Genomic DNA, 23,681 nt, shown 5'->3' on the forward strand with positions numbered 1-23,681 from the left:
GTGTTCGATCGCGGGTATGGCGGACGCGGAACGGCTGAGACGGATCACCGCGGCGGTGCGCGACGCGGGCAGCATGGGCGTCGCGGAACTCGCCGGGCTCACCGGCGCCTCGGAGATGACCATCCGCCGCGACCTCGACCACCTCGCCGCCCAGGGCGTGCTCGAACGCTACCGGGGCGGGGCGCGGAGCCTGCTGCTGCGCGGCGAGGAGCCGCCCTTCGCGGTGCGCGTCCAGGAGGACGTCGAGGCCAAGCGCCGCATCGCCGCCGAGGCCGCCGCGCTCGTCGCCGACGGCGAGTCCGTCGTCCTCGACAGCGGCACCACCTGCCTGGCGGTCGCCCGGGCGCTGGAGCCCCGGCGGCTGACCGTCGTGCCGCTGTCCCTGCACGCGGTCAACGCGCTGTCCGCGGCCCCGCGGCTGACGCTGCTGGTGCCCGGCGGCCGGCCGCGCCCGGGCGAGCTGGCGCTCACCGGCCCGCTGGCCGAGGCGTCGCTGGCCGCCCTGCGCTTCGACACCGCGATCATCGGCTGCTGCGGGCTGACCGCGGACGACGGCCTGACCGCCCACGACCTGGAGGACGCCGCCGTCAAGCGCGCCGCGATCGCCTCCGCCCACCGCGTCATCGCCGTCACCGAGGCCGCCAAGCTCTCCCGCACCGCGCTCGCGTTCGTCGGGCCCGTCTCCGACCTGGACGCCGTCGTCACCGACGACTCCGCCCCCGCCGACCAGGTCGCCCGGCTGGAGGCGGCGGGCGTGACGGTGCGCACCGTTTGACGCCCCGCTCGCCTGGCGCCCCCGCCCGCCGCGCGGGCGGGGGCGCCGGACGCGAGGGTTACGGCGTCACCGCCTTCCCGCCGAAGGTCACGACGAGGCGGCCGTCCGAGGCGAACGACCAGCCGAGGGCGCCCGCGTAGGACGAGCAGCGCGACCCGTTGACCCCGGACCAGAACTGGTTCGAGCCGTCCGCGTCGCCGACGACCTTGTCGTTCGACCCGCCGCCCGCGAACCGGCACGAGGTGTTGTTCCGGAACACCGAGGTGCCGGTGTCGAAGGAGAAGTTGCGCTCGCTGTTGTCGATGCTCACGTTGTCCGATACCGACATCGTGCCCGGGTTGCTGTTGTAGGTGAACCCGTGGTGCCCGTTGCCGTAGGCGATGCTGCGCCGCACGACGTGGTTCACCGCGATCTTGTCGCCGCCGAGCTTGTAGCCGTTGCGGTCGCCGTTCCCGTTCTGCGTTCCGTCGGTGAGGGTGCCGTTCCCGTAGGAAAGGGAATCCTCGATGGTGACCGGTCCGATGGCGCCGGTGTCGGTCTTGGTGTAGAGGTCCCAGCCGTCGTCGATGTTGTTGTGGGAGACGTCGTAGCGGAAGACGTTCCCGGTCCCGACGGTGAGTTTCGCGGCGAAGCCGTCGGCGTCCTCGCCGTCGGAATCGGAATTGTCATGCGACTCCGCACTCACGACGAGGTTGCCGGACGGCCATTGGTCGCGGGGCGTGCCGGAGGACGTCCGGGAGATCTGCAGGCCCGTGTCGCGGTTGAAACGCGTCACCGTGCGCTCGATGACATTGCCGCTGCCGCCGACGAAGATGCCGTTGTCGCCGGCGTGCTCCACGACGATGCCGGAGACGTGCCAGTAGGAGCCGTTCACCTGCAGGCCGCGGTTGGCGGGGTCCTCGGTCTGGGCCGCGAAGTTCAGCACCGGCGTCTCGCCCGGGTACGCGGACAGCCGCGTCCGGGCGCCGGAGGTGCCGTCCTCGCCCGCCGGAATGGTGATCGTCTGCGAGTAGCGGTACGTCCCGCCGCGCATGTAGATGGTGCCGCCGGGAGCGATGCGGCCGATCGCCGAGGCGAGCGTCGTCGGGTCGGACTGCGTTCCGGCCGCGCCGTCGGAGCCGCCGGGCGCGACGTAGAGCGCGTCGCCGCCGGTCGGCGGCGGAGTGTCGCCGCCCGGTTCGGCGTCGATGTAGTCGAGGTTGGCCAGGCCGTCGCCGCCGGTCGGCGTGAACCGGACGGTGTTGCCGCCGGCCTTCACCGGCACCGTGATCGTCTTGGTCGCCCACGTGTCCCAGGAGCCGGTGCTCTCGAACGACACCGCCGGGGCCGCCGAGCCGTTCACCGCGACGTCCGCGGGCCGCGCGGCGGACGTCCCGTTGGCGAAGCGGACGTGCAGCGTCGCCGTGCCCGCGGCCGAGGCGTCCACGGTGAACTGGGCGTAGGCGCCGGCCTTGTTGTCGCCGTTGCAGAACCCGCTGCCGGAGAATCCGCCGTGGTTGGAGTCGATGGTCCCGCTGCACGAGGCCGGGGAGCTCTCGGCCTCGTAGCGGGTCGTGGTGGCGGCCTGCGCCGCGTTGGCGGACAGTGCCACCAGCGCGCCGGCGAGCAGTCCGCCGCACGCGATGACGGGGGTGGTTCGCATTTTTCCCTCCAGTTCGACTGGTCCGGAAACGCGCGATGGCCATCGGCGATGAAAGCGCTTTCCATCAAGGTAGGCGCCTGTCATCGACCCCGTCAACGGACTGCAATTGTTTCATGAATTGCCTGAGGCGGGGAGGAGAAACAGCCGGAACGTTCCAATATTGGCATGGAGGAAATGCCGAGGGTTTATCGGCTGTGCCGGTGGATTCCGGAGAGCCAGCCGAACGCCGCCTCCTGCATAGGGCGGTCGAACAGATGGGGAGCGTCGAAGAAGGCACCGGTATAGCGGTCGGGTGCCTTCCGGTAGGCCGCGGTCAGCTGGCGGTGGGCGCGCCGCATTCCTTCGGCGGGGAAGAGCGGATCCGCCTCCGCGTACAGGACCATCAGCGGGGCGGGAGCGCGGGCGGCGAGCACGCCGGGCCAGTCGGCCAGGCGGGTCAGGCCAGGTGGGAACAGCATCCAGGAGTGCGCGGCGACGTGCTCCTCGCGCAGGTCACGGAACGAGCTGACCGCCGCCGCCGCGACGACGGCGCCGATCTCCGGGTCGAGGGCGCCGAGGAGCGCGGCGCGCACCCCGCCGCCCGACAGCCCGATCGTGGCGACCGAACCGATGTCGGGGCGGGAGCGCAGGTACGCCGCGGCGGCGAGGTCCTCGGAGGCCAGCACGCCGGCGAACGAGGTGCCGAGCACGGTGCACGCCTTCGCCAGGACGTGCTCGTGGTCGCGTGCGGCGCGGTCGTAACGGTCGGCCTCGTCCGCTTCGGCGCCGGACTCCAGTGGCAGCGGGAAGCGGCGGCCGCCCCAGGCGAAGACGTCGTGGGCCAGCACGGCGAAACCCCGCCGCGCCAGCTCGTTCGCGTAGGCGCGGCCGCCGTAGATCCGCGCGCGCAGGCGGACGACCTCCGCGGCGGGCGGCTCCGGACCGTCGGCGATCTTGTCCTTGCCCGCCCACTTCATGCCCGCGTGGCAGTGCATCGCGACGACGCCCGGCAGCGGGCCCGCGGCGCCGCGCGGGCGGAGCAGGAAGGCGCGGGTGCGCGGGCCGAACCCGACCGTCCAGGACAGCTCCTCGCCCTCCAGGTCCGCGCCGGTCCAGCGGCGCTCGATCCGGACGTCGCGGGCCTTCAGCTCCAGGACGCCGAGCGCGTCGCGCAGGCGTCCGGGCAGGTCCGGGCCCGGCGGAGGGAACAGGCCGCGGTCGCGCGCGGCGATCTCCGCCAGGCCCGGGAACCCCCCGAGCATCAGGACGCCTGCCGGGTCCCGCCGGCCGTGAGGGCGACGGGGGCGCCGGTCGCCGCGGAACGGTCGGCCGACACGCCGATCATCACGCTCGCGACGCCCGCGCGGTAGCCGGCCTGGCGCGCGAGCGGGTCGTCCGACGGGCCCCGGAACACGTCGTCCAGCAGCAGGGCGTCGCCGCCGCCGTGCGCGCCCGCGCCCCGCTCGATCCCGATCTCCTCGGGTTCATGCCAGTGCCGGTGCAGGACGAGCCGCTCGGACGCGCCCGCGGCGTGCTCCTTGCCGGACGCGGTCGGGTCGATCGCGGCGTGCGGCGGCGTCCACGCCCGCTCGACGACGTCCAGCTCCAGCCGTCCGGCGGTGCCGTTGAACACGGCCCGGTACCCCTCGGCGGGGGCGTGCGCGTTGAGCGAGTAGGTGAGCAGTGCCCCGCCCTCGTAGCGGACGAGGACGGACATGTTGTCGTCGATGGTGATGCCCTCGCCGAAAACGTCCTGGTCGCGGAGGTAGCCGTCCTCGTGTTCGGCGTCCAGGTACAGGCGCTTCAGCCGCGGGTCGGCGGACAGGTCCAGCAGGAACGGATCGGTGCCGAGCCCCGGCGCGTTCCGGGCCCGGACGGGCCGGCCGGTGAGCCCGCGTGCGCGCGCGTTGCCCGCGCCGTAGAAGCGCAGCGAGGTCTGCGCGTAGACGGAGGCGGCGGCGTCGGCGAGCCACCAGTTCACCAGGTCGAAGTGGTGGGTGGCCTTGTGCACCAGCAGGCCGCCCGAGTTCGCCTTGTCGCGGTGCCAGCGGCGGAAGTAGTCGGCCCCGTGGATGGTGTCGAGCGCCCAGTCGAAGTGCACCGAGGTGACCTCGCCGATCGCGCCGGCGGCGAGCAGCCGCCGGACGGCGCTGTTGCGCGGCGAGTAGCGGTAGTTGAACGTGACGACGAGCCGGCCGGTGCTCCGCTCGGCCGCCTCGATGATCGCCGCGCAGTCCGCGGCGGTGGTGCACAGCGGCTTCTCGACGACGACGTCCTTGCCCGCGTCGAGGGCCGCGACGACGTAGCGGGCATGGGCGGCGTCGACGGTGGCGACGACGACCGCGTCGGCGAGCTCGAGCATCTTGCCGAACTCCTCGGGCGCGAAGCACGGCACGTCCCGTCCGATGCGGTCCAGGTAGTAGGCCAGGCGCGTGCGGTTCGGATCGCAGAGCGCGGCGATCTCCCCGGTGTCGCTCCACTCGCCGAGCAGCGCGTCGACGTACATCTGCGCCCGGTGGCCGAGCCCGACGAAGGCGTATCGCATGGTGCGGGAACTCCAGTGCTGGGAGGTGGCGCCGTGGGGGGGGGGGTGGCGCGGTGCGGCCCGGCCCCGGGGGGGGGCGGGCCGCACGGCTCGTCATCGTGTCAGCGGCGGCCGGAGGTCACTGGCCGAGGGCGTTGTTGGCCTCCTTGATGAAGGTCTTGGCCGCGTCGTCCGGCTTGGCCTTGCCGAACAGCACCGAGTCGGTGGCGCGCTTGAGGATGTCCTCCATCTCCATCGCGCCCTTCGGGGGGATGACGATCGGGCTCAGCTCGCCCTTGATCGAGTCCATGAAGGCCGCCACCTTCTGGTCGGCGGGGGACAGCTTGCCCTTGATCGCGGCGAGGACCTTGGCGTTGGTGGGCAGCCCGCGGTCGCTGAGCACGATCGCGCCGGCCTCGGGGTCGTTGATCATGAAGTTGATGAACTTCGCGGCGGCCTCGGAGTGCTTGGTCCGGGACGAGACCGTGTAGTACATCGCCGGCTGCAGGAACATCCCGGACGCGCTCGCGCCCGGCGCCTTCGGCATCCGCAGCAGCTCCAGGTTCTGGCCGGAGCCCTTGGACAGCGCGTCGAGCTGGTTGCTCCACCAGCTGCCGTAGACGCTCTTGTTGGTGGAGAGCAGCGCCTGGTCGGGCTTCGTGCCGGTCTCCAGCATCTTGGCGGCGCCGGGGCCGGCCTTGGTGGCGATGATCTTCTGGATCAGCGCCCACCAGTCCTTGACGGTCTGCTCGGACAGCCCGATCTTGCCGTTCGCGTAGAACGGCTCGCCGCGCTGCGCGGCGAAGACCTGCAGCCATCCCGGGTTCTCGTTGTACTCGGTGCCCCAGACCTGGCCGCCGCTCTTCTGCGTCATCTTCTGGGAGGCCGCGACGTAGTCGTCCCACGTCCACGTCTTGTCGTCGGGCATCTTCTGGCCCTCCTTCTCCAGGAGGTCCTTGTTGACGATCATCGGCCACGTGTTGGCGCCGGTGGGGACCGCGTACTGCTTGCCGTCCAGCTGCCCGGCCTTCAGCACGTTCTGGTCGAGGTCGGCGGTGTCGACCTTGCCCTTCAGGTCGGACAGGACGCCGCGGCCGGCGTACTCGGCCAGCCCCCGGATCTCGATCGACATCACGTCCGGGGCGTCCCCGGCCGCGGTCTTGGTGGCGAGCTTCTCGTAGTAGCTGTCGAAGTCGGAGAAGTCGCCCTCGACGTCGACCGCCGGGTTCTTCTTCTCGAAGGCGGCGATGGCCGACTCGGTCAGCTTCTGCCGGGAGTCGCTGCCCCAGTAGGAGAAGACGATCTTCGTCTTGCCGCCGGATCCGCCGTCGTCGCCGCCTCCGCAGGCGGTGGCCGATACCGCGACCATGGTGAGGGCGGTGGCCGCCAGGATGCGTTTCACTGTTCTTACCTCCGGACAGGGGGTGGGGAGGAAGCGGGGGGCTTACTTGAAACCGGTGGTCGCCATTCCGCGGACGAGGTACTTCTGGCCGGCCAGGAAGAAGCCGAAGATCGGGCCGAGCGAGACGATCGACATCGCGAACATCGGCCCCCATGACGATTCGCCGCTGGAGTCCAGGAACTGGCGCAGCGCGACGGGCGCGGTGAGCTTGTCGGAACTGGTGAGGTAGAGGTTCTGGGTGAAGAAGTCGTTCCACGTCCAGATGAACGTGAAGATCGCGGTGGTGGCCAGCGCGGGCACGCACAGCGGCAGGATGACCTGCACGAACGTGCGCCAGTGGCCGGCGCCGTCGATCGCGGCGGCCTCGTCCAGCTCCCGGGGCAGGGTGCGGATGAACTGCACCATCAGGAAGATGAAGAACGCGTCGGTGGCCAGGAACTTCGGCAGCACGATGGGCCAGATCGTGTTGATCCAGCCGATCTTGCTGAACATGATGTACTGCGGCACGACGGTCACGTGGTGCGGCAGCATGATCGACAGCAGCATGACCGTGAACCACAGCTTCTTCAGCGGGAACTCCAGCCGGGCGAACGCGTACGCCGCCAGCGAGCAGGCCACCAGGTTGCCGACGACCGCCAGCACCGTGATGACCGCGGAGTTCCACAGGTAGTAGCCGAAGGAGTGGGTGAGCGCGGTCCAGCCGCCGGAGTAGTTCGCGCCGGTGACCTCGTGCGGCAGCAGTCCCGGCTCCCGGAAGATCAGGTTCTCCGGCTTGATCGAGCTGGAGAACATCCAGAGCAGCGGGTAGAGCATGAACAGCCCGAACACGATCAGCAGCACGTGCCTGGTCAGCCGGGACGCGGGCCGGAACAGCACCGGCACGCGCTTACTTTTCGTCGCCATAGAAGACCCAGAATCGAGACATGAGGAAGTTGACGGCGGTCAGCGCGCCGATGATGAGCAGCAGCACCCAGGCCATGGCGGCCGCGTAGCCCATCTCGTAGTTCTTGAAGCCCTTGATGTAGAGGTAGAGCGTGTAGAAGAGGGTCGAGTCGACCGGCCCGCCGTTGCCGCCGCTGACGACGAACGCCTGCGTGAACGACTGGAACGACTTGATCAGCTCCAGCACGGCGTTGAAGAAGATGATCGGGGTGAGCAGCGGCAGCGTGATCGAGCGGAACCGCCGCCACCGGCCGGCCCCGTCCACGCGGGACGCCTCGTACAGCTCGCGCGGGATCTGCCGGAGGCCGGCCAGGAAGATGACCATCGGCGCGCCGAACGTCCACACGTGCAGGATGATCAGCGTCCACAGCGCGGTGTCGGGGCTGGTGACCCAGCCCTCGCCGTGGTAGCCGAACCAGCCGAGGAACGTGTTGACGATCCCGTCGGTCCCGAAGATCTTCTTCCACAGGATGGAGATCGCGACGCTGCCGCCGAGCAGCGACGGCAGGTAGAAGACCGAGCGGTAGAACGGCAGGCCGCGCAGCCCCTTGTCCATCACCATCGCCAGCCCGAGGGCGAAGGCGAGCTGGAGCGGGACGGACACGACGACGTAGACGGTCGTGACCTTGAGGGAATGGATGAACCGGTCGTCGGCCGTGAACATCTTGTGGTAGTTGTCCAGGCCGATCCAGTGCGGCGCGGTCAGCATGCTGTAGTCGTTGAACGACAGGTACAGCGTGGCGATCATCGGGCCGAGCGTGATGGCGAACAGCCCGATGAACCAGGGGGCCAGGAACAGGTAGCCGGCCCATGCCTGTGAGCGTGCGCGCGAGCTCTTGCGGCGGCGGGGGCGGCGCGCGCCCTGCCGCGTGCGGGGCGTGACCGCGGGCTCGGCCGTCCCCGTCGCCGTGCCGGCCTCTGCGGGCCTCAGCGTCATCACTGGCCCTTCGTTGAGCGGGTGGGTGAGATAGCGCTTTCTTATAGCCACCTCGGAGATGACGTCAACCCTTTGCAGTGAGTTTCCTCACGACCGACGTCGAGCCGCAATCGAATAAACCGAGGTCAGAGCCCATTTGGACGCAAAGCATCAGCACCATAACGTTCGGGCCTGCATGCTCGTTACTACAAACGGTTGCAGTCGCGGGCAGCGCTGAAGCGGTAGGTCGTGACCGAGCGGTGCTCCTGTCCGGGCCGCAGCACCGCGGACGGGAACGCCGGCCGGTTCGGCGCGTCGGGGAAGCGCTGGGTCTCCAGGCACAGGCCCGCGAACGGCCCGAACGGGGTGGCGACGCCGTCCAGCATGTGCCCGGTGTAGAACTGCACGCCCGGTTCGGTGGTGGCGACCTCCATCGACCGCCCGCTCGCCGGATCGGTCACCGTGACCCCGCCCCGGAGCACGAAGCAGTGGTCGTAGCGGCCGTCGCGGCGCGCGTCCACCCGGGCGGGGGCGGTGAAGTCGAACGGCGTCCCGGCCACCGGCGCCAGCTCCCCGGTGGGGATCTTGCCCTCGTCGACCGGCAGGTAGCGGTCGGCCTCCATCGCCACCACGTGGCGGCGCACGTCGCCCGAGTCCGCCAGGTTGAAGTAGCTGTGGTTGGTCAGGTTGACCACCGTCGGGGCGTCGGTCGTGGCCCGGTACTCCAGCCGCAGCGCGTCGCCGTCCAGCGCGTACCGGACGCGGGCCCGCAGCTCTCCCGGATAGCCCTCCTCGCCGTCGGGGCTCACCAGGCTCAGCTCCACCTCCTCCGGACCGGCCGACTCGACCCGCCACACCCGCTTGTCGAAGCCGCGGACGCCGCCGTGCAGGCTGTGCTCGCCGTCGTTGACCGCGAGCCGGTACTCCGCGCCGTCGAGGGTGAACCTGCCGCGCGCGATGCGGTTGCCGTACCGGCCGACGACCGCGCCGAAGTACCGGCTGCGGTGCAGGTAGTCCTGGAGCGTGGGCAGGCCGAGCACGACGTCGGTGCCGTCGGCGATCCGGAGCCGCTGGAGGGTCGCGCCATAGGTCAGGACGGCGGCGCGCAGCCGTCCGTTGTCCAGCACGTGCCGGTGGACCTTCTCGCCTTCGGGGGTGACGCCGAAGGCGACGTCGGGAAGCGTCATGGCAATCCTTTCGGGGGTGCGGTGGACTCGCGGACCACCAGGTGGGTCTCCAGGACGGTGGCGGCGCTCATCGACTTGACGAGCAGGTCGACGGCCATGCGCCCGGCGTCGGCCGTGGGCATGGCGACCGTGGTGAGCTTGGGCCGGTGCAGGCGCCCGGTGATGCTGTCGTCGATGCCGATCACGCTGACGTCGCCGGGCACCCGGACGCCCCGCTCCTCCAGGCCCTCGATGAGCCCGATCGCGACGAGGTCGTTGTAGGCCAGCACGCCGGTCACCCCCGCCGCGGCCACCTGCTCGGCGGCGGCGACGCCGCCCTGCTCGGTGGGCGCGTTCGGGCCGATGACGGTCGTCTCGAGGCCGGGCATGCCGGTGACGGCGCGGCGGATCTCGCCGCTGGTCCACGAGCCGGCCGGGCCGGACACCAGGGCGACGCGCCGGTGGCCGAGCCCGGTGAGGTGCTCCATCGCGGTGCGGGCGCCGTGCGCGACGTCCATGACGACGGTCGGCACCCCGCGCAGCCGCCGGTTGACCAGGACGAACGGGATCGCCTCGGCGAGCTTGCCGAGCGCCTTGTTCGACAGCCGGGGGCTGCACAGCACGATGCCGTCGACCTGCTTGGAGAACGCCAGCACGAGGTCCTGCTCCTCGACCGGGTCCTCGTCGGTGTCGGCGACGAACAGGTGGTAGTCCTGGCCGCGGGCGGCGGCCTGCGCCGCCTTGATCAGCGGGGGGAAGAACGGGTTCGCCAGGTCGGCCACGATCAGCCCGAGGTTGCCGGTCCGGCCCGTGGTGAGCGAGCGGGCCGCCCGGTTGGGCCGGTAGCCGAGCTCCTCGGCCGCCGCCAGCACCCGGGTCCGGGTCTCGGCGTTCACCATGTGCGGCGCGGAGAACGTCCGCGACACCGTCGACACGTGCACGCCGCAGGCATGGGCGACGTCCCGGATAGTCACTGCCATGTCAGACACCTTAACGCAACCGTTTGCACAATGAGAGTGATCAATGAAGCTGTTTGTGCTGGTCGAACGCCGCTCGCTTGACGGCGGCCAGAACTGGCGCGATCGTTACTGCAACTGTTTGCAGCACCCCCAGGAGGTTCGAGCGGTGAGCAGAGTGCTCGTCACCGGAAGCGCCGGCCGCATGGGCCGCAGTGTCGTCAGCACGCTGGCGGCCGCCGGACACGAGGTGATCGGCGTCGACAGCGCCCCGGAGGGCACGCCCCGGGACGCCGCCGAAACCCTACCGGCCGACCTCACGGATCTGGGCGAGGCCCACTCGGTCCTCGCCCGGTTCCGGCCGGAGGCGGTCGTGCACCTCGCCGCCATCGCGGTGCCGTTCGGCCGGACGGACGCCACGATCTTCCGGGTCAACACCCGGCTCGCCTTCAACGTCTGCGCGGCCTCGGTGGCGCTGGGCGTGCCGAAACTGGTCCTCGCCAGCAGCCCGACGGTGATGGGCTACGGCGCTCCGGGCGGCTGGGTCCCCGCCTACCTGCCGCTGGACGAGGAGCATCCGACCGCGCCCTGGAACGTCTACAGCCTGTCGAAACTGGTCGCCGAGCAGACCATGCAGGCGTTCGCCCGCGGCGGCGCCGGCACCAGGATGGCGGCGGTCCGCCCCTGCTTCGTCGTCGCGCCCGAGGAGTGGGAGGGCGCGCCCACCCAGTCGGGGCACACCCTGCGGGAACGGCTGGACCGGCCCGACATCGGCAGCGTCTCCCTGTTCAACTACCTCGACGCCCGCGACGCCGGCGAGTTCGTCGACGCCCTCCTCGCCCGGCTGCCGGAGCTGGAGCGCAACGGCGAGGTGTTCTTCGCCGGCGCCGGCGACGCGCTGGCCCGCGAGCCGCTGGCCGAGCTGCTGCCCCGCTTCTTCCCCGCGACCGCGGAAACGGCCCGCGCGCTCACCGGCACGTCCCCGGCCTTCTCCGCCGCCAAGGCCGAGCGGCTGCTCGGCTGGTCCGCCAAGCGCAGCTGGCGCACCGAGCTCGCCTGAGGAGGCCCGCATGATCAAGGATCTGTCGGTCGCGCTCCGCTCGGTGCCGCTGCCCAGGCCCTGGGGGCCGGACGTGCCCCGCAACCACGTCCTGCTCGTCACGCTCGCGCTGGACGACGGCCGGTCGGGCACCGGGATCTCCTGGACCCCGCAGATCGGGGCCCATGCGGTCAAGGCGCTGCTGGAGCACGACGTCCGCGACGCGGTGATCGGGCTCCCGGCGCATCCCGGCGTGGTGTGGGACAGGCTGTCGGCCCATCTCGCCGAGACGGGGCGGTCCGGGATCGTCCCGATCGCGATGGCCGGCGTCGACCTCGCCCTGTGGGACCTGGAGTGCGGCGAACGCTCGCTCGTGGACGTCCTCGGCCCGCGGCGTGAGAGCGTCCCCGTTTACGGCAGCGGGGTCAACCTGCACTACACGCTGGACGAGCTGACCGCGCAGGCCGCGCGGTGGGCCGCCGCCGGGTACCCCGCCGTCAAGATCAAGGTCGGGCGGCCCTCGCTCGCCGAGGACGTCGCGCGGGTCGCCGCCGTCCGCGAGGTCATCGGCCCGGACACCGCCCTGATGATCGACGCCAACCAGCGCTGGGACCTGCACCGGGCCCGGACCGCGCTCCGCGCGCTGGAGCGCTTCGAGCCGTCCTGGATCGAGGAGCCGCTGCCCGCCGACGACCTCGCCGCCCACGTGGAGCTGCGCCGGAGCACCGGCACGCCGATCGCGGTCGGCGAGAACGTCGCCACCGCGCACGGCTTCCGCGACCTGCTGACCGCCGGCGCCTGCGACGTGGTCCAGCCGAACGTGGTGCGGGTCGGCGGCATCACCCCGTTCCTGCGCATCGCCGATCTCGCCCGGGTCTTCGACGTGCCGGTCTACCCGCACCTGCTCACCGAGCTGTCGGGGCAGCTGGCGCTCGCCCTGCACCATCCCGCGATGGTCGAGCGGGTGGAGGACGCGTCGCTCGCCGACCTCGGGCTGCTCGCCGACCCGTCCCCGGTGGAGATCAGCGGCGCGGAGCTGCGGGCGACGGGCGCACCGACACGATGGTCGGCAGGGAGGTCGGAGTGAAGCCGGTACGGATCGTCGTCGCCGGGGTCAACGGCTACGGGCGCAACCATCTGGAGAACGTCGGACGGCTCGCCGCGCTGGGCCGGGCCGAGCTGGCCGGGGTGTGCGACGTCCGCCCGCCCGCCGGGCTCGGCGTGCCCGTCTCGGCCGACCTGCCCGCGCTGATCCGGGAGACCGGCGCGGAGATCGCGGTCATCGCGACCCCGATCCACACCCACGCCCCGCTGGCCGTGGCCGCGCTCCAGGCCGGGGCGCACGTGCTGCTGGAGAAGCCGCCCGCGCCGTCGGTCGAGGAGTTCGCCGCGATCGCCGCCGCGGTGGCCGGGACGGGGCGGGCCTGCCAGGTCGGCTTCCAGTCGCTCGGCTCGGACGCGATCCCGGCCGCCCGCGAAGTGCTCGGCGAGCCGATCCGCGGCATCGGGGTGGCCGGGGCGTGGACGCGCCCGTTCGGCTACTACACCCGCTCGGCATGGGCGGGGCACCGCCGGCTGGACGGCGTCGACGTGATGGACGGCGCCCTGACCAACCCGTTCGCCCATGCCGTGGCGACCGCCCTGGCCGTGGCCGGCGCGGACACGGCCGATTCGATCGCCGGCATCGAGCTGGAGTTGCACCGCGCCAACGCCATCGAGTCCGACGACACCTCCAGCGCGCGGCTCCGGCTCACCGGCGGGACGGTCATCGCGATCACCGTCTCGCTGTGCTCCGAACGCCCGCGCACCGAGCCCTACCTGCACCTGCACGGCGAGCGGAGTTCGGCCCGGCTCTTCTACACCCTCGACGAGATCGAGGTCGGCGGGGTCAGAACCGGTTACGGCCGGGCCGACCTGCTCGCCAACCTCATCGCGCACGTGCGCGACGGCGCGGACCTCCTGGTCCCGCTCGCCCGCACCGGCGGCTTCACCCGGCTGCTCGACGCGATCCGGCTCGCCCCCGGACCGCGGCCGATCGACCCGCGGTTCGTCCGGACCGAACCGTCCCGCCTGGTGCTGCCCGGGATCGAGGACCTGGCCGTGCGGGCGGCGCGCGACCTGAAGACGCTCTCCGAACTGGGCTTCCCCGAGAGCCTCGGTTCGCGGCCGGAGCCGTGGCCCGAGCCGGTGCTGCGGGTGGACGGGCGGGACGTCGCCGCCTACACCGAGCGCGGCGACCTCCAGGCCACCGACGCCCCGCGACCCCACCTGCATCCCGTCCGGACGCTCGGCGGGACGGTCGTCACCGAGGTCCAGCCGGACGACCACGTCCACCACTTCGGGGCGGGCGTGGCGATCTCGGACGTCGACGGGGTCAACTTCTGGGGCGGCTCGACCTATGTACGCGACGTGGGGCCGAAGATGCTGCCCAACCACGGGCGGCAGCGGCGGCGCACGCTCCGTCCCGTCGACGGCGGCTACGCGGAGAGCCTCGACTGGGTCGGCCCGGACGGCACCGTCCTGGCCGCCGAGGAGCGCACGCTCACCGCCCGTCCCGTGGACGGCGGCTGGGCGCTGGACTTCGCGTTCGCGCTGACCGGACGGACGGGGCGCCCGCTCGTCCTGCAGAGCTCGGCGTGCAAGGGCCGCACCGGCGCCGGTTACGGCGGCTTCTTCTGGCGCGCACCGAAGGACGCCACCGGACTGGCCGTCTTCACCGGTGAGGCGTCCGGCGAGGAGGCCGTCCACGGCAGCGTCACCCCGTGGCTGGCGCTGACCTCGGACGCGTGGAGCCTGCTGTTCGTCCAGACCGCCGGGCTCGACCCGTGGTTCGTGCGGGTCGCCGAGTATCCGGGCGTCGGGCCCGCGCCGGCGTGGGACGAGCCGCTGACCGTCCCCGACCGGCTCGAACGCGCGGTCACCGTGGTGGTCGCCGACGGTCGGCTCACCCCCGGCCGGGCCCGGGACCTCGTCGAAGGAGCGGCATGAGGATCTTCATCGCGGGCGACTCGACGGCCGCCGACTACCCGTCCGGCCAGGCGCCGCAGGCCGGCTGGGGCCAGGCGCTCGCCGCGTTCCTGGACGTCACGGTCGTCAACGCGGCCCATCCCGGCGCCAGCGTGCGCAGCTCGATCGAACGGCTCGGCATGCACGACCGGATCATGTCCGGGATCGGCGCGGACGACGTACTGCTGATCGGCTTCGGCCACAACGACGGCAGGCACGACCAGGGAAGGTTCGGCGCCGCCTACGACGCCTACACCGCCGGGCTTCGCCGGTACGTCGAGGACGCGCTGTCCCGGGGAGCCCGGCCGGTGCTGGTGACGCCCGTCGAGCGCCGCGTCCACGACGGGACGTCCACGCACGGCGAGTACCCGGCGGCGATGAGGGCGCTCGCCGCCGCCGCGCGGATCCCGCTGATCGACCTGCAGGCCGCCAGCGCGCGGCGGTGGCGCGAGCTCGGCGCCGACGCCACGAAGGAGCTGTTCCTGTGGCTCGGCCCGCACCCCAACTACCCGCGCGGCAGCGCCGACGACACCCACTTCACCGCGGCGGGCGCCATCGAGGTCGCCCGGCTGCTGCTGGACGAGGCCGGACCGCTGCTGCCGCCCGCCGCCCGCACCCCCGTCGACCTGACCTGGAGGACGCCCATGCCCGTCCGGAGCATCGACGCCCGCTCCGGCGAGCGCCGCAAGGAGTACGCCACGGCCACCCCGCAGGAGGTCGGCGCGGTCTGCCGCCGCGCCGCCGACCTGCTGCCCGTCCTCGACGATGCCGGGCCGCGGGGCCGCGCGGCGCTGCTGGAGGCGATGGCCGAAGCGCTGGACGCCCGCGCGGCCGGACTGGCCGCGGCGGCCGACGCCGAGACCGCCCTCGGCGAGGCGCGGCTGACCGGCGAGGTGGCCCGCACCAGCGGCCAGCTCCGCCTGTTCGCCGAGGTGCTGCGCGAAGGGTCGTTCCTGGACGTCCGCCTCGACTCCGCCGACCCCACCGCCACCCCGCCCGCGCCCGACCTGCGCCGGATGAACGTCCCGCTGGGCGTCGTCGGCGTGTTCTCCGCGTCGAACTTCCCGTTCGCGTTCAGCGTCGGCGGCGGCGACACCGCCAGCGCCCTCGCGGCGGGCTGCACCGTGGTCGTCAAGGCCCACGAGCTGCACCCGGAGACCTCCGCCCTGACGCTCGACGCGCTGCGCGCGGGCGCCGTCGCGGCCGGCTTCCCCGAGGACGTGGTGCAACTGGTGCACGGGCGCGAGGCGGGCACCGCCCTCGTCCAGGACGGCAGGGTGAAGGCGATCGGCTTCACCGGCTCGGTGCGGGGCGGCCGATTCCTGCACGACCTGGCGATGGCCCGTGCCGAGCCGATCCCGTTCTACGGCGAGCTGGGCAGCCTCAACCCGCTCGTCGTGACGCCGGGCGCGGCGAAGGCCCGCCTGACGGAGATCGCGGGCGGCCTCGCGGCGTCCGCGACGCTCGGCGCCGGGCAGTTCTGCGTCAAGCCCGGCCTCGTCCTGGCCCCCGCCGGGTCCGGCCTCGCCGAGGCGATGGCCGGGCACTTCACTGCCCTCGCTCCGCAGACGCTGCTCGGCGACGCGATCCGCACCGCCTTCACCGAAGGCGCGGCCGAACGCTCGTCCATCCCGGGCCTGCGCGCCGTCGCGACCGGACGAACGGGCGCGGACCGCCAGGTCGCCGCCCGCCTCATGGCGGGCCCCGTCTCCCTCCTCGGCTCGTCCGAACTCCTCCTGGAGGAATGCTTCGGGCCGATGACCGTCGTCCTGGAGTACGCGGGCGAGGAGGACCTGGCCGAGGCCCTCGCCGCCGCCCCCGGCAGCCTCACGGTCACCCTGCACAGCGAGCCCCACGAGACCGGCCTCGCCGGACGGCTGGCCGCCCTGGCCCGCGACCGCGCGGGCCGTCTCGTCTTCGACGCCTACCCCACGGGCGTCACCGTCGGCTGGGCGCAGCAGCACGGCGGGCCCTATCCCGCCACCACCGCCCCCACCACGACCTCCGTCGGCACGGCCGCCATCGACCGCTTCCTCCGCCCCGTCACCTACCAGAACTGCCCGCCGCCGCTCCTCCCGCCGGCCCTCCGCGACGACAACCCGTGGCACCTCCCTCGCCGCCACGACGGCACCCTGGTCCTCCCCGCCGCCACCGCCTGAGCGCGAGCGCTACCCGGCCATCCCGGCGGCCTGCCGGCGCAGCGCGTCCGCGACCGCCCGCACCGGAGCCGCGACGGGCCCCGGCATCCGCACCAGGCTGACCCGCCGCACCTCCTCCGCGACGCCCTCGACGTGCACGAACCGCACGCCGGGCGGAGCGGCGGGCAGCAGCACCGGCGGCGCCGTCGTGATGCCCGCACCCGCCGCGACCAGCTGGAACTTCGTCAGCCAGTCGCGCGCGACGTGGCCGACCCTGGGCCGCCCGGGCAGGCCCGGCCACACCCCGAGCAGCGGCTCGCCCGCGCCGGCCGGCGCGGCGATCCACGCCTCCCCGGCGAGCTCCTCGGCGCCGACGCGGTCGCGTCCCGCGAACCGGCCCGCGGCCGGCACCGCCACGGCCAGGCGCGTCTCCAGCAGCGGCTCGGCGTGCAGCGGCGGATCGTCGGTGTCGGGCGACCGGTGCGGGGGCCGCGAGGACAGCAGCGCGAGATCGACGGTGCCGGCGCGCAGCGCCCGCACCAGCGAGGGGGTCGTCCCCTCCCGCGTCGTCACCTGCGGGCGGGGATCCTCCCGGCGCAGCGCCGCCAGGGCCCCGGCCACCAGGGGCGCCCCCGCGGCCGGGAAGAACCCGAGCCGCACGCGGCCGCCGGCGTCCGGCGTTCCGCGCAGGTCGCGGCCGGCCGCCTCCAGGGCGTCGAGGGCGACCACCGCGTGCCGCAGCAGGGTGCGGCCCGGGCCGGTCAGCCGCACGCCCCCGGGGTGGCGGTCGAAGAGCCGGGTGCCGGACGCCTGCTCCAGGGCGGCCACCTGCCGCGAGACGGCCGACTGCGTGTACCCGAGCGCCTCCGCCGCGGCCGTGAACGTGCCCCGCTCCGCCACCTCGCGCAGCACCCGCAGCCCGGCCACCGTGAAGTCCATGAGTAAAGAGCATATCCAGCATGCCGAACATTCGTTGGCGGAATGCCTCCGGGGCCTCCTAGCGTGCAAGGCACACGCCCGCACGGCACACCGTCCGGGCGGATCCGACGAACAAGGGATCGCCATGCCACTGATCAACGTCTACTTGCGCCGGGGGACCGCCGCCGGATTCCGCCGCGACGTCTCCGAGGCGATCCACGCCGCCATGGTCGCCGTCCTGAAGATCCCCCAGGACGACCAGTTCCACGTCTTCCACGAGGTCGCGCCCGAGGACCTCGTCGTCCAGCCGGTCGTGTTCGGCCTGCCGCGCGGCGAGCGCACCATGTTCATCTCGCTGTCGTTCAACCAGCGCCCCGCCGAGCAGAAGGCCGAACTGTTCCGGACGATCGTCGCCAACCTCCAGCGGACCGCCGGCGTCCCCGAGGAGGACGTCATGCTCGTGGCGTTCGAGACCGCGAGCGAGAACTGGTGGGCCGCCGGCCGCGTCGTCGATCCCGCGACCGGCTACGACGAGCGCATGACCGGCACCGGCTAGGACCGGGATCGCTCGTCAGCGCGGCGCCGCGGGTCAGGCGGGGGCGCCGGACGTCGTCGTCGGCAGCAGCGCCCCCGCCTCGACCTTCAGCTGCTGGCCGGTGATGTAGCGGGAGGCGTCGGAGGCCAGGAACAGGACGGCCTCGGAGACGTCCTTCGGGTCGATCGTGGTGACCGGCAGCTTGTGCGCCGAGCGGAACAGCGGCTCGGCGTCCTCGCGGGACGGGTGCTCCAGGTCGGGGCGGAACAGCCGGTACATCATGTCGTTCTGGAGCATGTCGGTGTCGATGTTGCCGGGGTGCACGGCGTTGACGCGGATGTTGCCCGGCGCCAGCTGGAGGGCCAGGTCGTGGACGAACCGGGCCACCGCGCGCTTCGCGTGCGCGTAGCCGGCGCCGCCGGGGCCGGCCGCCGAACCGTCCACCGAGCCCTGCAGCATCGCGGCCATCGAGCCGATGCAGACGATCGACGCACCGGCCGTCAGGTACGGGTAGGCGGCCTCCACGGTGTTGATGACGCCGACCAAGTCCACCGCGACGGCGTCGAACCAGCGGGTCGCCTCGGTGGCGGCGCCGAGCGGGCTGATGCCGGCGTTGGCGACGACCACGTCCAGGCGGCCCAGTTCGGCGACGCCGTCGGCGAGCGCCGCGCCGAGCTGCGAGCGTTCGCGGACGTCGGCGGCCCGGGTGACGATGCGGCGGCCCTGCTCCTCGACCAGCCGCGCGGTCTCGGCGAGGTCGGCGCCGGTGGCCAGCGGGTAGGGCACCGACTCGATCTGCGTGCAGATGTCGATCGCGATGACGTCCGCGCCTTCGGCCGCCAGCCGCACCGCGTGGCCGCGTCCCTGGCCCCGGGCCGCGCCCGTGACGAACGCGACCTTGCCCTCCATGCTCCCGGCCATGCCGTCCTCCACTTCCCGGCGACGGCGCACGCACCGTGGGAACCGCATGTGCCGCGACCGACCGATGTGTTCGGCAAACCTACCGTATTGGTCGGTCGACGGTAAGATGCCGAGGTGGCGAACCGCGGGACCAGGCAGCAGGCCGACGACGGCATCCTCGACAAGGCGGCGGCGCTGTTCGCGCGCCACGGCTACACGCAGACCTCCGTGCAGGCCGTCGCGGACTCGGTCGGGCTCTCCAAGGCGGGCCTGCTGCACCACTTCCCGAGCAAGGAGGCGCTGCGGACGGCCGTCGTGGCGCGCATCCAGTCGCTGGAGCAGGAGGTCCTCGACCAGGTCGCCGAGATCCCGCTCGGCCCGGCGCGCGACCGCGTCGTGCTGGAGACCCTCTACGACCAGGCCATCGCGCGGCCCGGCCTGGTGGCCCTGGCCATCGGCTATTTCGCCTCCCTCGACGCCGCCGCCTCGGAGGCCGACCGGGAGCTCCTCAACAGCCGCGTCCTGGCGGCCTTCGGCGGCGACACCTCCTCCACCGAACGCGTCCTGCGCGTCACCGGCGCGGTCGGGGCACTCTCGCTGCTGGTCCTCACCGTCCACCAGGCCGGGAAGAACAGCGCCTGGCGCGGCCACGTCATCGCCACGAGCATGGGAGCGCTGGGCCACTGATGGCGCGGGCTTGCGCCTGTCAGACAGCGCCGAGCGGGTGCGCGCCGATGACGGAAAGCAGCTGCAGCTTCTCGTGACTCTCGCTGCCCGGGATCGCGGTGTAGACGAGCAGGTGGTGCGACTGGTGCGGGTCCAACAGCGTCTGGCAGTTCAGTTCCAACGCGCCGACCTCGGGGTGGACGAAGCGCTTGACCTCGTTCGGGCGGACGCCGACCTCGTGGTCGTTCCACACGTCCCGGAACTCTCCGCTCTGGTCGAGGAGCAGGTCCGCGTAGTGCGCCGCCCGGCTGCCCGGGCCCCGCAGCGTGGCGATCTCGCGCAGGCCGGAGGCGAACATCCGGGAGAGGAAGCGGTGGTCTTCGGGCGCGTACGGCCGCCGGCTGTCGGGGTCGGTGAACCAGCGGTAGCCGAGGCTGCGCGCAGGGCCGGTGTACCGGGTCGTGTCGCCGGTCAGCGAAACGCCGAGCGCGGTCTGCCGCAAGGTCTCGCCGAGCTCGGTGACGATCTCGGCGGGAGTGTCGTGCAGGCGGTCGAAGATGCGCAGCAGGCCCGGGCTGACGTGCTCGCTGTCGGCGCCCCGCGCGGGCGGGTTGTGGCCGGCGAGACGGAACAGATGGTCGCGTTCGTCGAGGGAGAGGTGCAGGCCCTGCGCGATCGAGGCGATCATCTGCTCGGACGGCTGCGGACCCCGCTCCCGCTCCAGCCGCGCGTAGTAGTCGGTCGACATGTGGCAGAGCGCGGCCACCTCCTCGCGCCGCAACCCGTTGGTCCTGCGGCGCTGTCCGCGCGGAAGGCCGACGTCCTCGGGCTGCAGCGCCTCCCGGCGGCGCCGCAGGAACTCCGCCAGTCCCGTCCGATCGATCACCATGCATGCCCTCCCGAGGTGCTGCCTCCTTTCTAGCGGCCGCAGGTCAAGGCAGCCACGGATCGTCGATCCCCCTCTTGCCGAGCCTCGTCCCCGGCATCAGCGGATCGACGGTCCCTGGATGGCGGCGGCCGCCTCCGTGACGGTGGAGAAGGCGACAAGACCTCAGGGAGTGAACCGTGCCACGAAAGCAGATCGACATCACCGTCCCCGACCTGTCCGGCAAACGCGCCGTCGTCACCGGAGCGAGCGACGGCATCGGACTCGGCATCGCCACCAGGCTCGCCGCCGCCGGCGCCGAGGTCATCATGCCCGTCCGCAACCCGCGCAAGGGCGAGGCCGCGATCGCCGCGATCCGCCGGCAGACCCCGGACGCGGCCGTGTCGCTACGCGAACTCGACCTCTCCTCACTCGCCTCCATCGCCGCGTTGGGCAAGACCCTGCTGGACGAGGACCGCCCCATCCACATCCTCATCAACAACGCCGGCATCATGACCCCGCCCGACCGGCGGACGACCGCCGACGGATTCGAGCTGCAGTTCGGCACGAACCACCTCGGCCACTTCGCCCTCGCCGGGACCCTGCTGCCGCTGCTGCGCGCCGGCCGCGCACGGGTGACCTCGCAGGTCAGCGTCGCGGCCGGCCGGGGCGCCGTCAACTGGGACGACCTGAACTGGGAACGCTCCTACAACGGCATGCGCGCCTACCGGCAGTCCAAGATCGCGCTCGGGCTCTTCGGCCTCGAACTCGACCGGCGCAGCCGGGCGGGCGGCTGGGGCATCACGAGCGACCTCTCGCACCCGGGGGTCGCCCCGACCAACCTGCTCGCCGCCCGCCCCGAGCTCGGCCGCGACAAGGAGACCGCGGGCCGCAGGATCATCCGCGCCCTGTCCGAACGGGGCATCCTCCTCGGAACCACCGAGACCGCGAAACTCCCCGCCCTCTACGCCGCCACGTCCCCCCACGCCGAACGCGGCGGCTTCTACGGCCCCCGCGGCCCCGGACACCTGGGCGGCCCTCCCGCAGAACAGAAGCTCTACAGCCCCTTGCGCAGCCACGAGGAAGCCCAACGCGTATGGCAGGCCTCCGAAGAACTGACCCGAGTGACCATCCCCAACACCTGAGGGCGGCCCCGGCCGGCCGCTAACCGATCCGGGCGCAACCGCCCCTGCTCCACGCCGCGATGCGCAAACCTCGGCACGGCGTCGCTAAGGGTGCGTGCTGCGGTAGCGGCCGGGGGTGATGCCGTACTGGCGCTTGAACGCGGCGGCGAACGCGACATCGGACGAGTAGCCGACCTGCCGGGCCACCGTGAGCAGCGAGGTGTCGCTCTCGCGGAGCAGCCGTGCGGCGATCGTCATGCGCCACCAGGTCAGGTAGGTCAGCGGAGGCTGCCCGACCAGCGTGGTGAACCGCACGGCGAAGGCCGCGCGGGACAGCCCCGCCCGCCTGCCGAGCTCGGCCACCGTCCATGGCCGGTCGGGACGATCGTGGATGGCAGTGAGGGCGGTCGCGATCGCCGTGTCGGTCAGCGCGGCCGTCCAGCCGGTGGCCGCCGGGTCCTCGGCGCGCTCCTCGAACCAGGCGCGGAGGATGTACAGCAGCAGCGTGTCGAGCAGCGCCGGCACGATGGCGCCCGCACCGGGGCGAGACCGTCCCATCTCGGCGCCGAGCAGGTCGACGGCGGTGCGCAGGGCGGCGTGGTGCCCGATCCGGGCGGGCAGATGGGCGACGGGCGGGACCTCCGACAGCAGGGGGTGCGCCCTGCTGCCGTCCAGCAGATAGGCGCCGCACAGCACGACCGTGACGGCGCCATCGCCGTCCAGCGGGGCCTCGGGGTTCCGCATATCGAACTCGCGCAGCGGAGTGGCGGGGCTGTCGGCCAGCCCGTGCGTGCCGGCGCCGCGCAAGAACGCCACGTCGCCCGCGCCGAGTTGGAAGGGCGGCGCGTCGTCCGGCGGAATGAGCCAGCACGAGCCCTGCAGGACGACATGGAAGGCGCAGCCGTCGCCGCCGGCGAAGCGCATGCCCCACGGGGCGCGCAGCCGGTGCCGGTTGGCGTGCGGCCTGCCGGTGTGCATGGCGGTGATCGCGTCACTGAGGACGTCCATGGCATCAGTCTAAAGGCCAAGACGATCAATAGGTAAGGGAAGACGATTACTTATTGAACGTATCGGTCGCGCCTTCCTAATGTATAAGTCCCCGCCCGCTGCGACACGGGCGCCGACTAAGGGAGCCGCAATGACCAGAACCGTGCTTTTCGACGAAATCGGCGGGCCGGAGGTGCTCCGGTTGAAGGAGACGGAGCTCGGCGACCCGGGAAAGGGAGAGGTCCGCGTTCGGGTCGACGCGATCGGCCTGAACCGTGCGGAGGCGCTCTTCCGGTCCGGTGCCTATGTCTACCCGCCCGACCTTCCCGGATCCGGGCTCGGATACGAGGCCGCCGGCGTCGTGGAGGCCGTCGGCGAGGGCGTCGAGGACCTCGCACCCGGCGACGCGGTCAGCACGGTGCCCCGCTTCCTGATGACCGAGTACGGCACCTACGGTGAGTCGACGATCCTTCCCGCGCACGCCCTGGTACGCCGCCCCGACGGCGTCGACGCGGTGACCGGCGCCGCCACCTGGATGTCCTACACCACCGCCTACGGCCTCCTGGTGGAGTTCGGCGGCGCCCGTCCCGGCGACACCGTGCTCATCAATGCGGCTTCCAGCAGTACCGGATTGGCGGCCATCCAGGTCGCCAACCACATCGGCGCCATTCCCATCGCCACCACCCGAACCAGCGCCAAGAAGCAGCGCCTCCAGGACGCCGGTGCCGCCCACGTCATCGCCACCGAAGAGGAGGATCTCGTCAAAGAGGTGCACGCTGTGACCGACGGTCAGGGAGTGCGATTGGCCGTCGACGCCATCATGGGGCCGGCGGTCAACACCCTTGTCCAAGCCGTCGCACCGGACGGCGACCTGCTGTTCTACGGCTGGCTGGACCCGACTCCCGCACCCATGCCCCTTGCACCCGATTTCCTGGGCCGCAACATCCGGACCTACGCCTTCACCGAACTCACCCTGGACAGCTCCCGGCTGCACCGCGCCAAGCACTTCATCGGTGCCGGACTGAGCGCCGGCTCTCTGGCCCCCGTGATCGACCGGACCTTCGCCCTGAGCGACGTCGTCGCGGCCCACCGCCACCTGGAGTCCAACACCCAGTTCGGCAAGATCGTCCTGACCGTCGAGTGACGCAGGTCACGTGAAATGAAGGCGCCTCGGCCGCTGGATCCCGGCGCCTCTCCGGAT

21 protein-coding genes are annotated in these 23,681 nt (G+C 72.4%); 9 read left to right on the forward strand and 12 right to left on the reverse strand.

The genetic code is table 11. The annotated features are described in order from the left end of the window. The first annotated feature begins 16 nt into the window (after nucleotides 1-16). Nucleotides 17-775 carry a DeoR/GlpR family DNA-binding transcription regulator gene (locus ACA514_RS03865; RefSeq protein ID WP_375039577.1) on the forward strand — a complete coding sequence of 253 codons (759 nt, stop codon included), beginning with the start codon at nucleotides 17-19 and terminating at the stop codon, nucleotides 773-775. Nucleotides 776-833: 58 nt separating this feature from the next. Here ACA514_RS03865 and ACA514_RS03870 read toward each other — a convergent pair whose 3' ends face one another. The 8 genes from ACA514_RS03870 to ACA514_RS03905 form a co-directional block, all read right to left on the reverse strand. Continuing rightward, a complete protein-coding gene (locus tag ACA514_RS03870) occupies nucleotides 834-2,417 on the reverse strand; it encodes a carbohydrate-binding protein (RefSeq protein WP_375039578.1) in 1,584 nt (527 codons plus the stop codon). 185 nt (nucleotides 2,418-2,602) lie between these two features. Beyond that, on the reverse strand, nucleotides 2,603-3,658 hold the full coding sequence (locus ACA514_RS03875; RefSeq protein WP_375039579.1) for a dienelactone hydrolase family protein: 1,056 nt from the start codon (nucleotides 3,656-3,658) through the stop codon (nucleotides 2,603-2,605). After that, nucleotides 3,658-4,941, reverse strand: coding sequence for a Gfo/Idh/MocA family protein (locus tag ACA514_RS03880; RefSeq protein ID WP_375039580.1), 1,284 nt, complete (start codon nucleotides 4,939-4,941; stop codon nucleotides 3,658-3,660). Before ACA514_RS03880 ends, ACA514_RS03875 begins: the two co-directional genes overlap by 1 nt. Nucleotides 4,942-5,059: 118 nt before the next feature. Beyond that, complete coding sequence (locus ACA514_RS03885; RefSeq protein WP_375039581.1) at nucleotides 5,060-6,322, reverse strand: ABC transporter substrate-binding protein; 1,263 nt, start codon at nucleotides 6,320-6,322, stop codon at nucleotides 5,060-5,062. A gap of 42 nt (nucleotides 6,323-6,364) precedes the next feature. After that, nucleotides 6,365-7,225, reverse strand: a complete 861-nt coding sequence (locus tag ACA514_RS03890) for a carbohydrate ABC transporter permease (RefSeq protein ID WP_375039582.1) — start codon at nucleotides 7,223-7,225, stop codon at nucleotides 6,365-6,367. Beyond that, nucleotides 7,209-8,201 carry a carbohydrate ABC transporter permease gene (locus ACA514_RS03895; protein ID WP_375039583.1) on the reverse strand — a complete coding sequence of 331 codons (993 nt, stop codon included), beginning with the start codon at nucleotides 8,199-8,201 and terminating at the stop codon, nucleotides 7,209-7,211. The genes ACA514_RS03890 and ACA514_RS03895 overlap by 17 nt, the downstream gene beginning before the upstream one ends. 185 nt (nucleotides 8,202-8,386) lie before the next feature. Beyond that, nucleotides 8,387-9,367 carry an aldose epimerase family protein gene (locus tag ACA514_RS03900; RefSeq protein ID WP_375039584.1) on the reverse strand — a complete coding sequence of 327 codons (981 nt, stop codon included), beginning with the start codon at nucleotides 9,365-9,367 and terminating at the stop codon, nucleotides 8,387-8,389. Then, nucleotides 9,364-10,326 (reverse strand): LacI family DNA-binding transcriptional regulator, encoded by a 963-nt coding sequence (locus ACA514_RS03905; RefSeq protein WP_375039585.1) that lies wholly within the window; start codon nucleotides 10,324-10,326, stop codon nucleotides 9,364-9,366. The genes ACA514_RS03900 and ACA514_RS03905 overlap by 4 nt, the downstream gene beginning before the upstream one ends. Before the next feature lie 145 nt (nucleotides 10,327-10,471). On the opposite strand from ACA514_RS03905, the gene ACA514_RS03910 reads away from it, so the two are divergent. Genes ACA514_RS03910 through ACA514_RS03925 form a run of 4 tightly spaced genes read left to right on the forward strand, consistent with a single transcriptional unit; the run spans nucleotide 10,472 to nucleotide 16,506 of the window. Then, complete coding sequence (locus tag ACA514_RS03910; RefSeq protein WP_375039586.1) at nucleotides 10,472-11,362, forward strand: NAD-dependent epimerase/dehydratase family protein; 891 nt, start codon at nucleotides 10,472-10,474, stop codon at nucleotides 11,360-11,362. A gap of 10 nt (nucleotides 11,363-11,372) precedes the next feature. Beyond that, entirely contained in the window at nucleotides 11,373-12,428 is a 1,056-nt protein-coding gene (locus tag ACA514_RS03915; protein ID WP_375039587.1) for a mandelate racemase/muconate lactonizing enzyme family protein, read from the forward strand. Then, nucleotides 12,425-14,329, forward strand: coding sequence for a DUF6807 family protein (locus tag ACA514_RS03920; protein WP_375039588.1), 1,905 nt, complete (start codon nucleotides 12,425-12,427; stop codon nucleotides 14,327-14,329). The genes ACA514_RS03915 and ACA514_RS03920 overlap by 4 nt, the downstream gene beginning before the upstream one ends. Then, nucleotides 14,326-16,506, forward strand: a complete 2,181-nt coding sequence (locus tag ACA514_RS03925; RefSeq protein WP_375039589.1) for an aldehyde dehydrogenase family protein — start codon at nucleotides 14,326-14,328, stop codon at nucleotides 16,504-16,506. Before ACA514_RS03920 ends, ACA514_RS03925 begins: the two co-directional genes overlap by 4 nt. A 9-nt stretch (nucleotides 16,507-16,515) precedes the next feature. On the opposite strand, the gene ACA514_RS03930 is transcribed toward ACA514_RS03925, so the two are convergent. Continuing rightward, nucleotides 16,516-17,424, reverse strand: coding sequence for a LysR family transcriptional regulator (locus ACA514_RS03930; protein WP_375039590.1), 909 nt, complete (start codon nucleotides 17,422-17,424; stop codon nucleotides 16,516-16,518). A gap of 124 nt (nucleotides 17,425-17,548) precedes the next feature. Between ACA514_RS03930 and ACA514_RS03935 the strand changes: the two genes are divergently transcribed. Next, complete coding sequence (locus ACA514_RS03935; protein ID WP_375039591.1) at nucleotides 17,549-17,959, forward strand: tautomerase family protein; 411 nt, start codon at nucleotides 17,549-17,551, stop codon at nucleotides 17,957-17,959. Nucleotides 17,960-17,992: 33 nt separating this feature from the next. On the opposite strand, the gene ACA514_RS03940 is transcribed toward ACA514_RS03935, so the two are convergent. Next, a complete protein-coding gene (locus tag ACA514_RS03940; protein WP_375039592.1) occupies nucleotides 17,993-18,859 on the reverse strand; it encodes a mycofactocin-coupled SDR family oxidoreductase in 867 nt (288 codons plus the stop codon). Between the two features lie 114 nt (nucleotides 18,860-18,973). Here ACA514_RS03940 and ACA514_RS03945 point away from each other — a divergent pair, with 114 nt between their 5' ends. Beyond that, nucleotides 18,974-19,525, forward strand: a complete 552-nt coding sequence (locus ACA514_RS03945; RefSeq protein WP_375039593.1) for a TetR/AcrR family transcriptional regulator — start codon at nucleotides 18,974-18,976, stop codon at nucleotides 19,523-19,525. Between the two features lie 19 nt (nucleotides 19,526-19,544). On the opposite strand, the gene ACA514_RS03950 is transcribed toward ACA514_RS03945, so the two are convergent. Further along, nucleotides 19,545-20,390, reverse strand: a complete 846-nt coding sequence (locus ACA514_RS03950) for a helix-turn-helix transcriptional regulator (RefSeq protein ID WP_375039835.1) — start codon at nucleotides 20,388-20,390, stop codon at nucleotides 19,545-19,547. Between the two features lie 179 nt (nucleotides 20,391-20,569). On the opposite strand from ACA514_RS03950, the gene ACA514_RS03955 reads away from it, so the two are divergent. Further along, nucleotides 20,570-21,514, forward strand: a complete 945-nt coding sequence (locus tag ACA514_RS03955; protein ID WP_375039594.1) for an SDR family oxidoreductase — start codon at nucleotides 20,570-20,572, stop codon at nucleotides 21,512-21,514. An 84-nt stretch (nucleotides 21,515-21,598) separates the two neighbouring features. Here ACA514_RS03955 and ACA514_RS03960 read toward each other — a convergent pair whose 3' ends face one another. Next, the gene (locus tag ACA514_RS03960; RefSeq protein ID WP_375039595.1) at nucleotides 21,599-22,501 is read right to left on the reverse strand and encodes an AraC family transcriptional regulator; all 903 of its coding nucleotides are present in this window, start codon (nucleotides 22,499-22,501) and stop codon (nucleotides 21,599-21,601) included. A 130-nt stretch (nucleotides 22,502-22,631) separates the two neighbouring features. Here ACA514_RS03960 and ACA514_RS03965 point away from each other — a divergent pair, with 130 nt between their 5' ends. Continuing rightward, the gene (locus tag ACA514_RS03965) at nucleotides 22,632-23,624 is read left to right on the forward strand and encodes a zinc-dependent alcohol dehydrogenase family protein (RefSeq protein ID WP_375039596.1); all 993 of its coding nucleotides are present in this window, start codon (nucleotides 22,632-22,634) and stop codon (nucleotides 23,622-23,624) included. Nucleotides 23,625-23,681: the final 57 nt, after the last annotated feature.

The sequence above is a fragment of the Actinomadura sp. NTSP31 genome, from assembly GCF_041951385.1.
In the GTDB taxonomy this organism is placed as follows: domain Bacteria; phylum Actinomycetota; class Actinomycetes; order Streptosporangiales; family Streptosporangiaceae; genus Spirillospora; species Spirillospora napierensis.

Excerpts from the sequence above, each read along its gene's own strand:
- ACA514_RS03865 (WP_375039577.1), top strand. The coding sequence starts at position 17 with ATGGCGGACGCGGAACGGCTGAGACGGATCACCGCGGCGGTGCGCGAC.
- ACA514_RS03870 (WP_375039578.1), bottom strand. The coding sequence starts at position 2,417 with ATGCGAACCACCCCCGTCATCGCGTGCGGCGGACTGCTCGCCGGCGCG.
- ACA514_RS03875 (WP_375039579.1), bottom strand. The coding sequence starts at position 3,658 with ATGCTCGGGGGGTTCCCGGGCCTGGCGGAGATCGCCGCGCGCGACCGC.
- ACA514_RS03880 (WP_375039580.1), bottom strand. The coding sequence starts at position 4,941 with ATGCGATACGCCTTCGTCGGGCTCGGCCACCGGGCGCAGATGTACGTC.
- ACA514_RS03890 (WP_375039582.1), bottom strand. The coding sequence starts at position 7,225 with ATGGCGACGAAAAGTAAGCGCGTGCCGGTGCTGTTCCGGCCCGCGTCC.
- ACA514_RS03895 (WP_375039583.1), bottom strand. The coding sequence starts at position 8,201 with ATGACGCTGAGGCCCGCAGAGGCCGGCACGGCGACGGGGACGGCCGAG.
- ACA514_RS03900 (WP_375039584.1), bottom strand. The coding sequence starts at position 9,367 with ATGACGCTTCCCGACGTCGCCTTCGGCGTCACCCCCGAAGGCGAGAAG.
- ACA514_RS03905 (WP_375039585.1), bottom strand. The coding sequence starts at position 10,326 with ATGGCAGTGACTATCCGGGACGTCGCCCATGCCTGCGGCGTGCACGTG.
- ACA514_RS03915 (WP_375039587.1), top strand. The coding sequence starts at position 11,373 with ATGATCAAGGATCTGTCGGTCGCGCTCCGCTCGGTGCCGCTGCCCAGG.
- ACA514_RS03925 (WP_375039589.1), top strand. The coding sequence starts at position 14,326 with ATGAGGATCTTCATCGCGGGCGACTCGACGGCCGCCGACTACCCGTCC.
- ACA514_RS03930 (WP_375039590.1), bottom strand. The coding sequence starts at position 17,424 with ATGGACTTCACGGTGGCCGGGCTGCGGGTGCTGCGCGAGGTGGCGGAG.
- ACA514_RS03935 (WP_375039591.1), top strand. The coding sequence starts at position 17,549 with ATGCCACTGATCAACGTCTACTTGCGCCGGGGGACCGCCGCCGGATTC.
- ACA514_RS03940 (WP_375039592.1), bottom strand. The coding sequence starts at position 18,859 with ATGGCCGGGAGCATGGAGGGCAAGGTCGCGTTCGTCACGGGCGCGGCC.
- ACA514_RS03960 (WP_375039595.1), bottom strand. The coding sequence starts at position 22,501 with ATGGACGTCCTCAGTGACGCGATCACCGCCATGCACACCGGCAGGCCG.
- ACA514_RS03965 (WP_375039596.1), top strand. The coding sequence starts at position 22,632 with ATGACCAGAACCGTGCTTTTCGACGAAATCGGCGGGCCGGAGGTGCTC.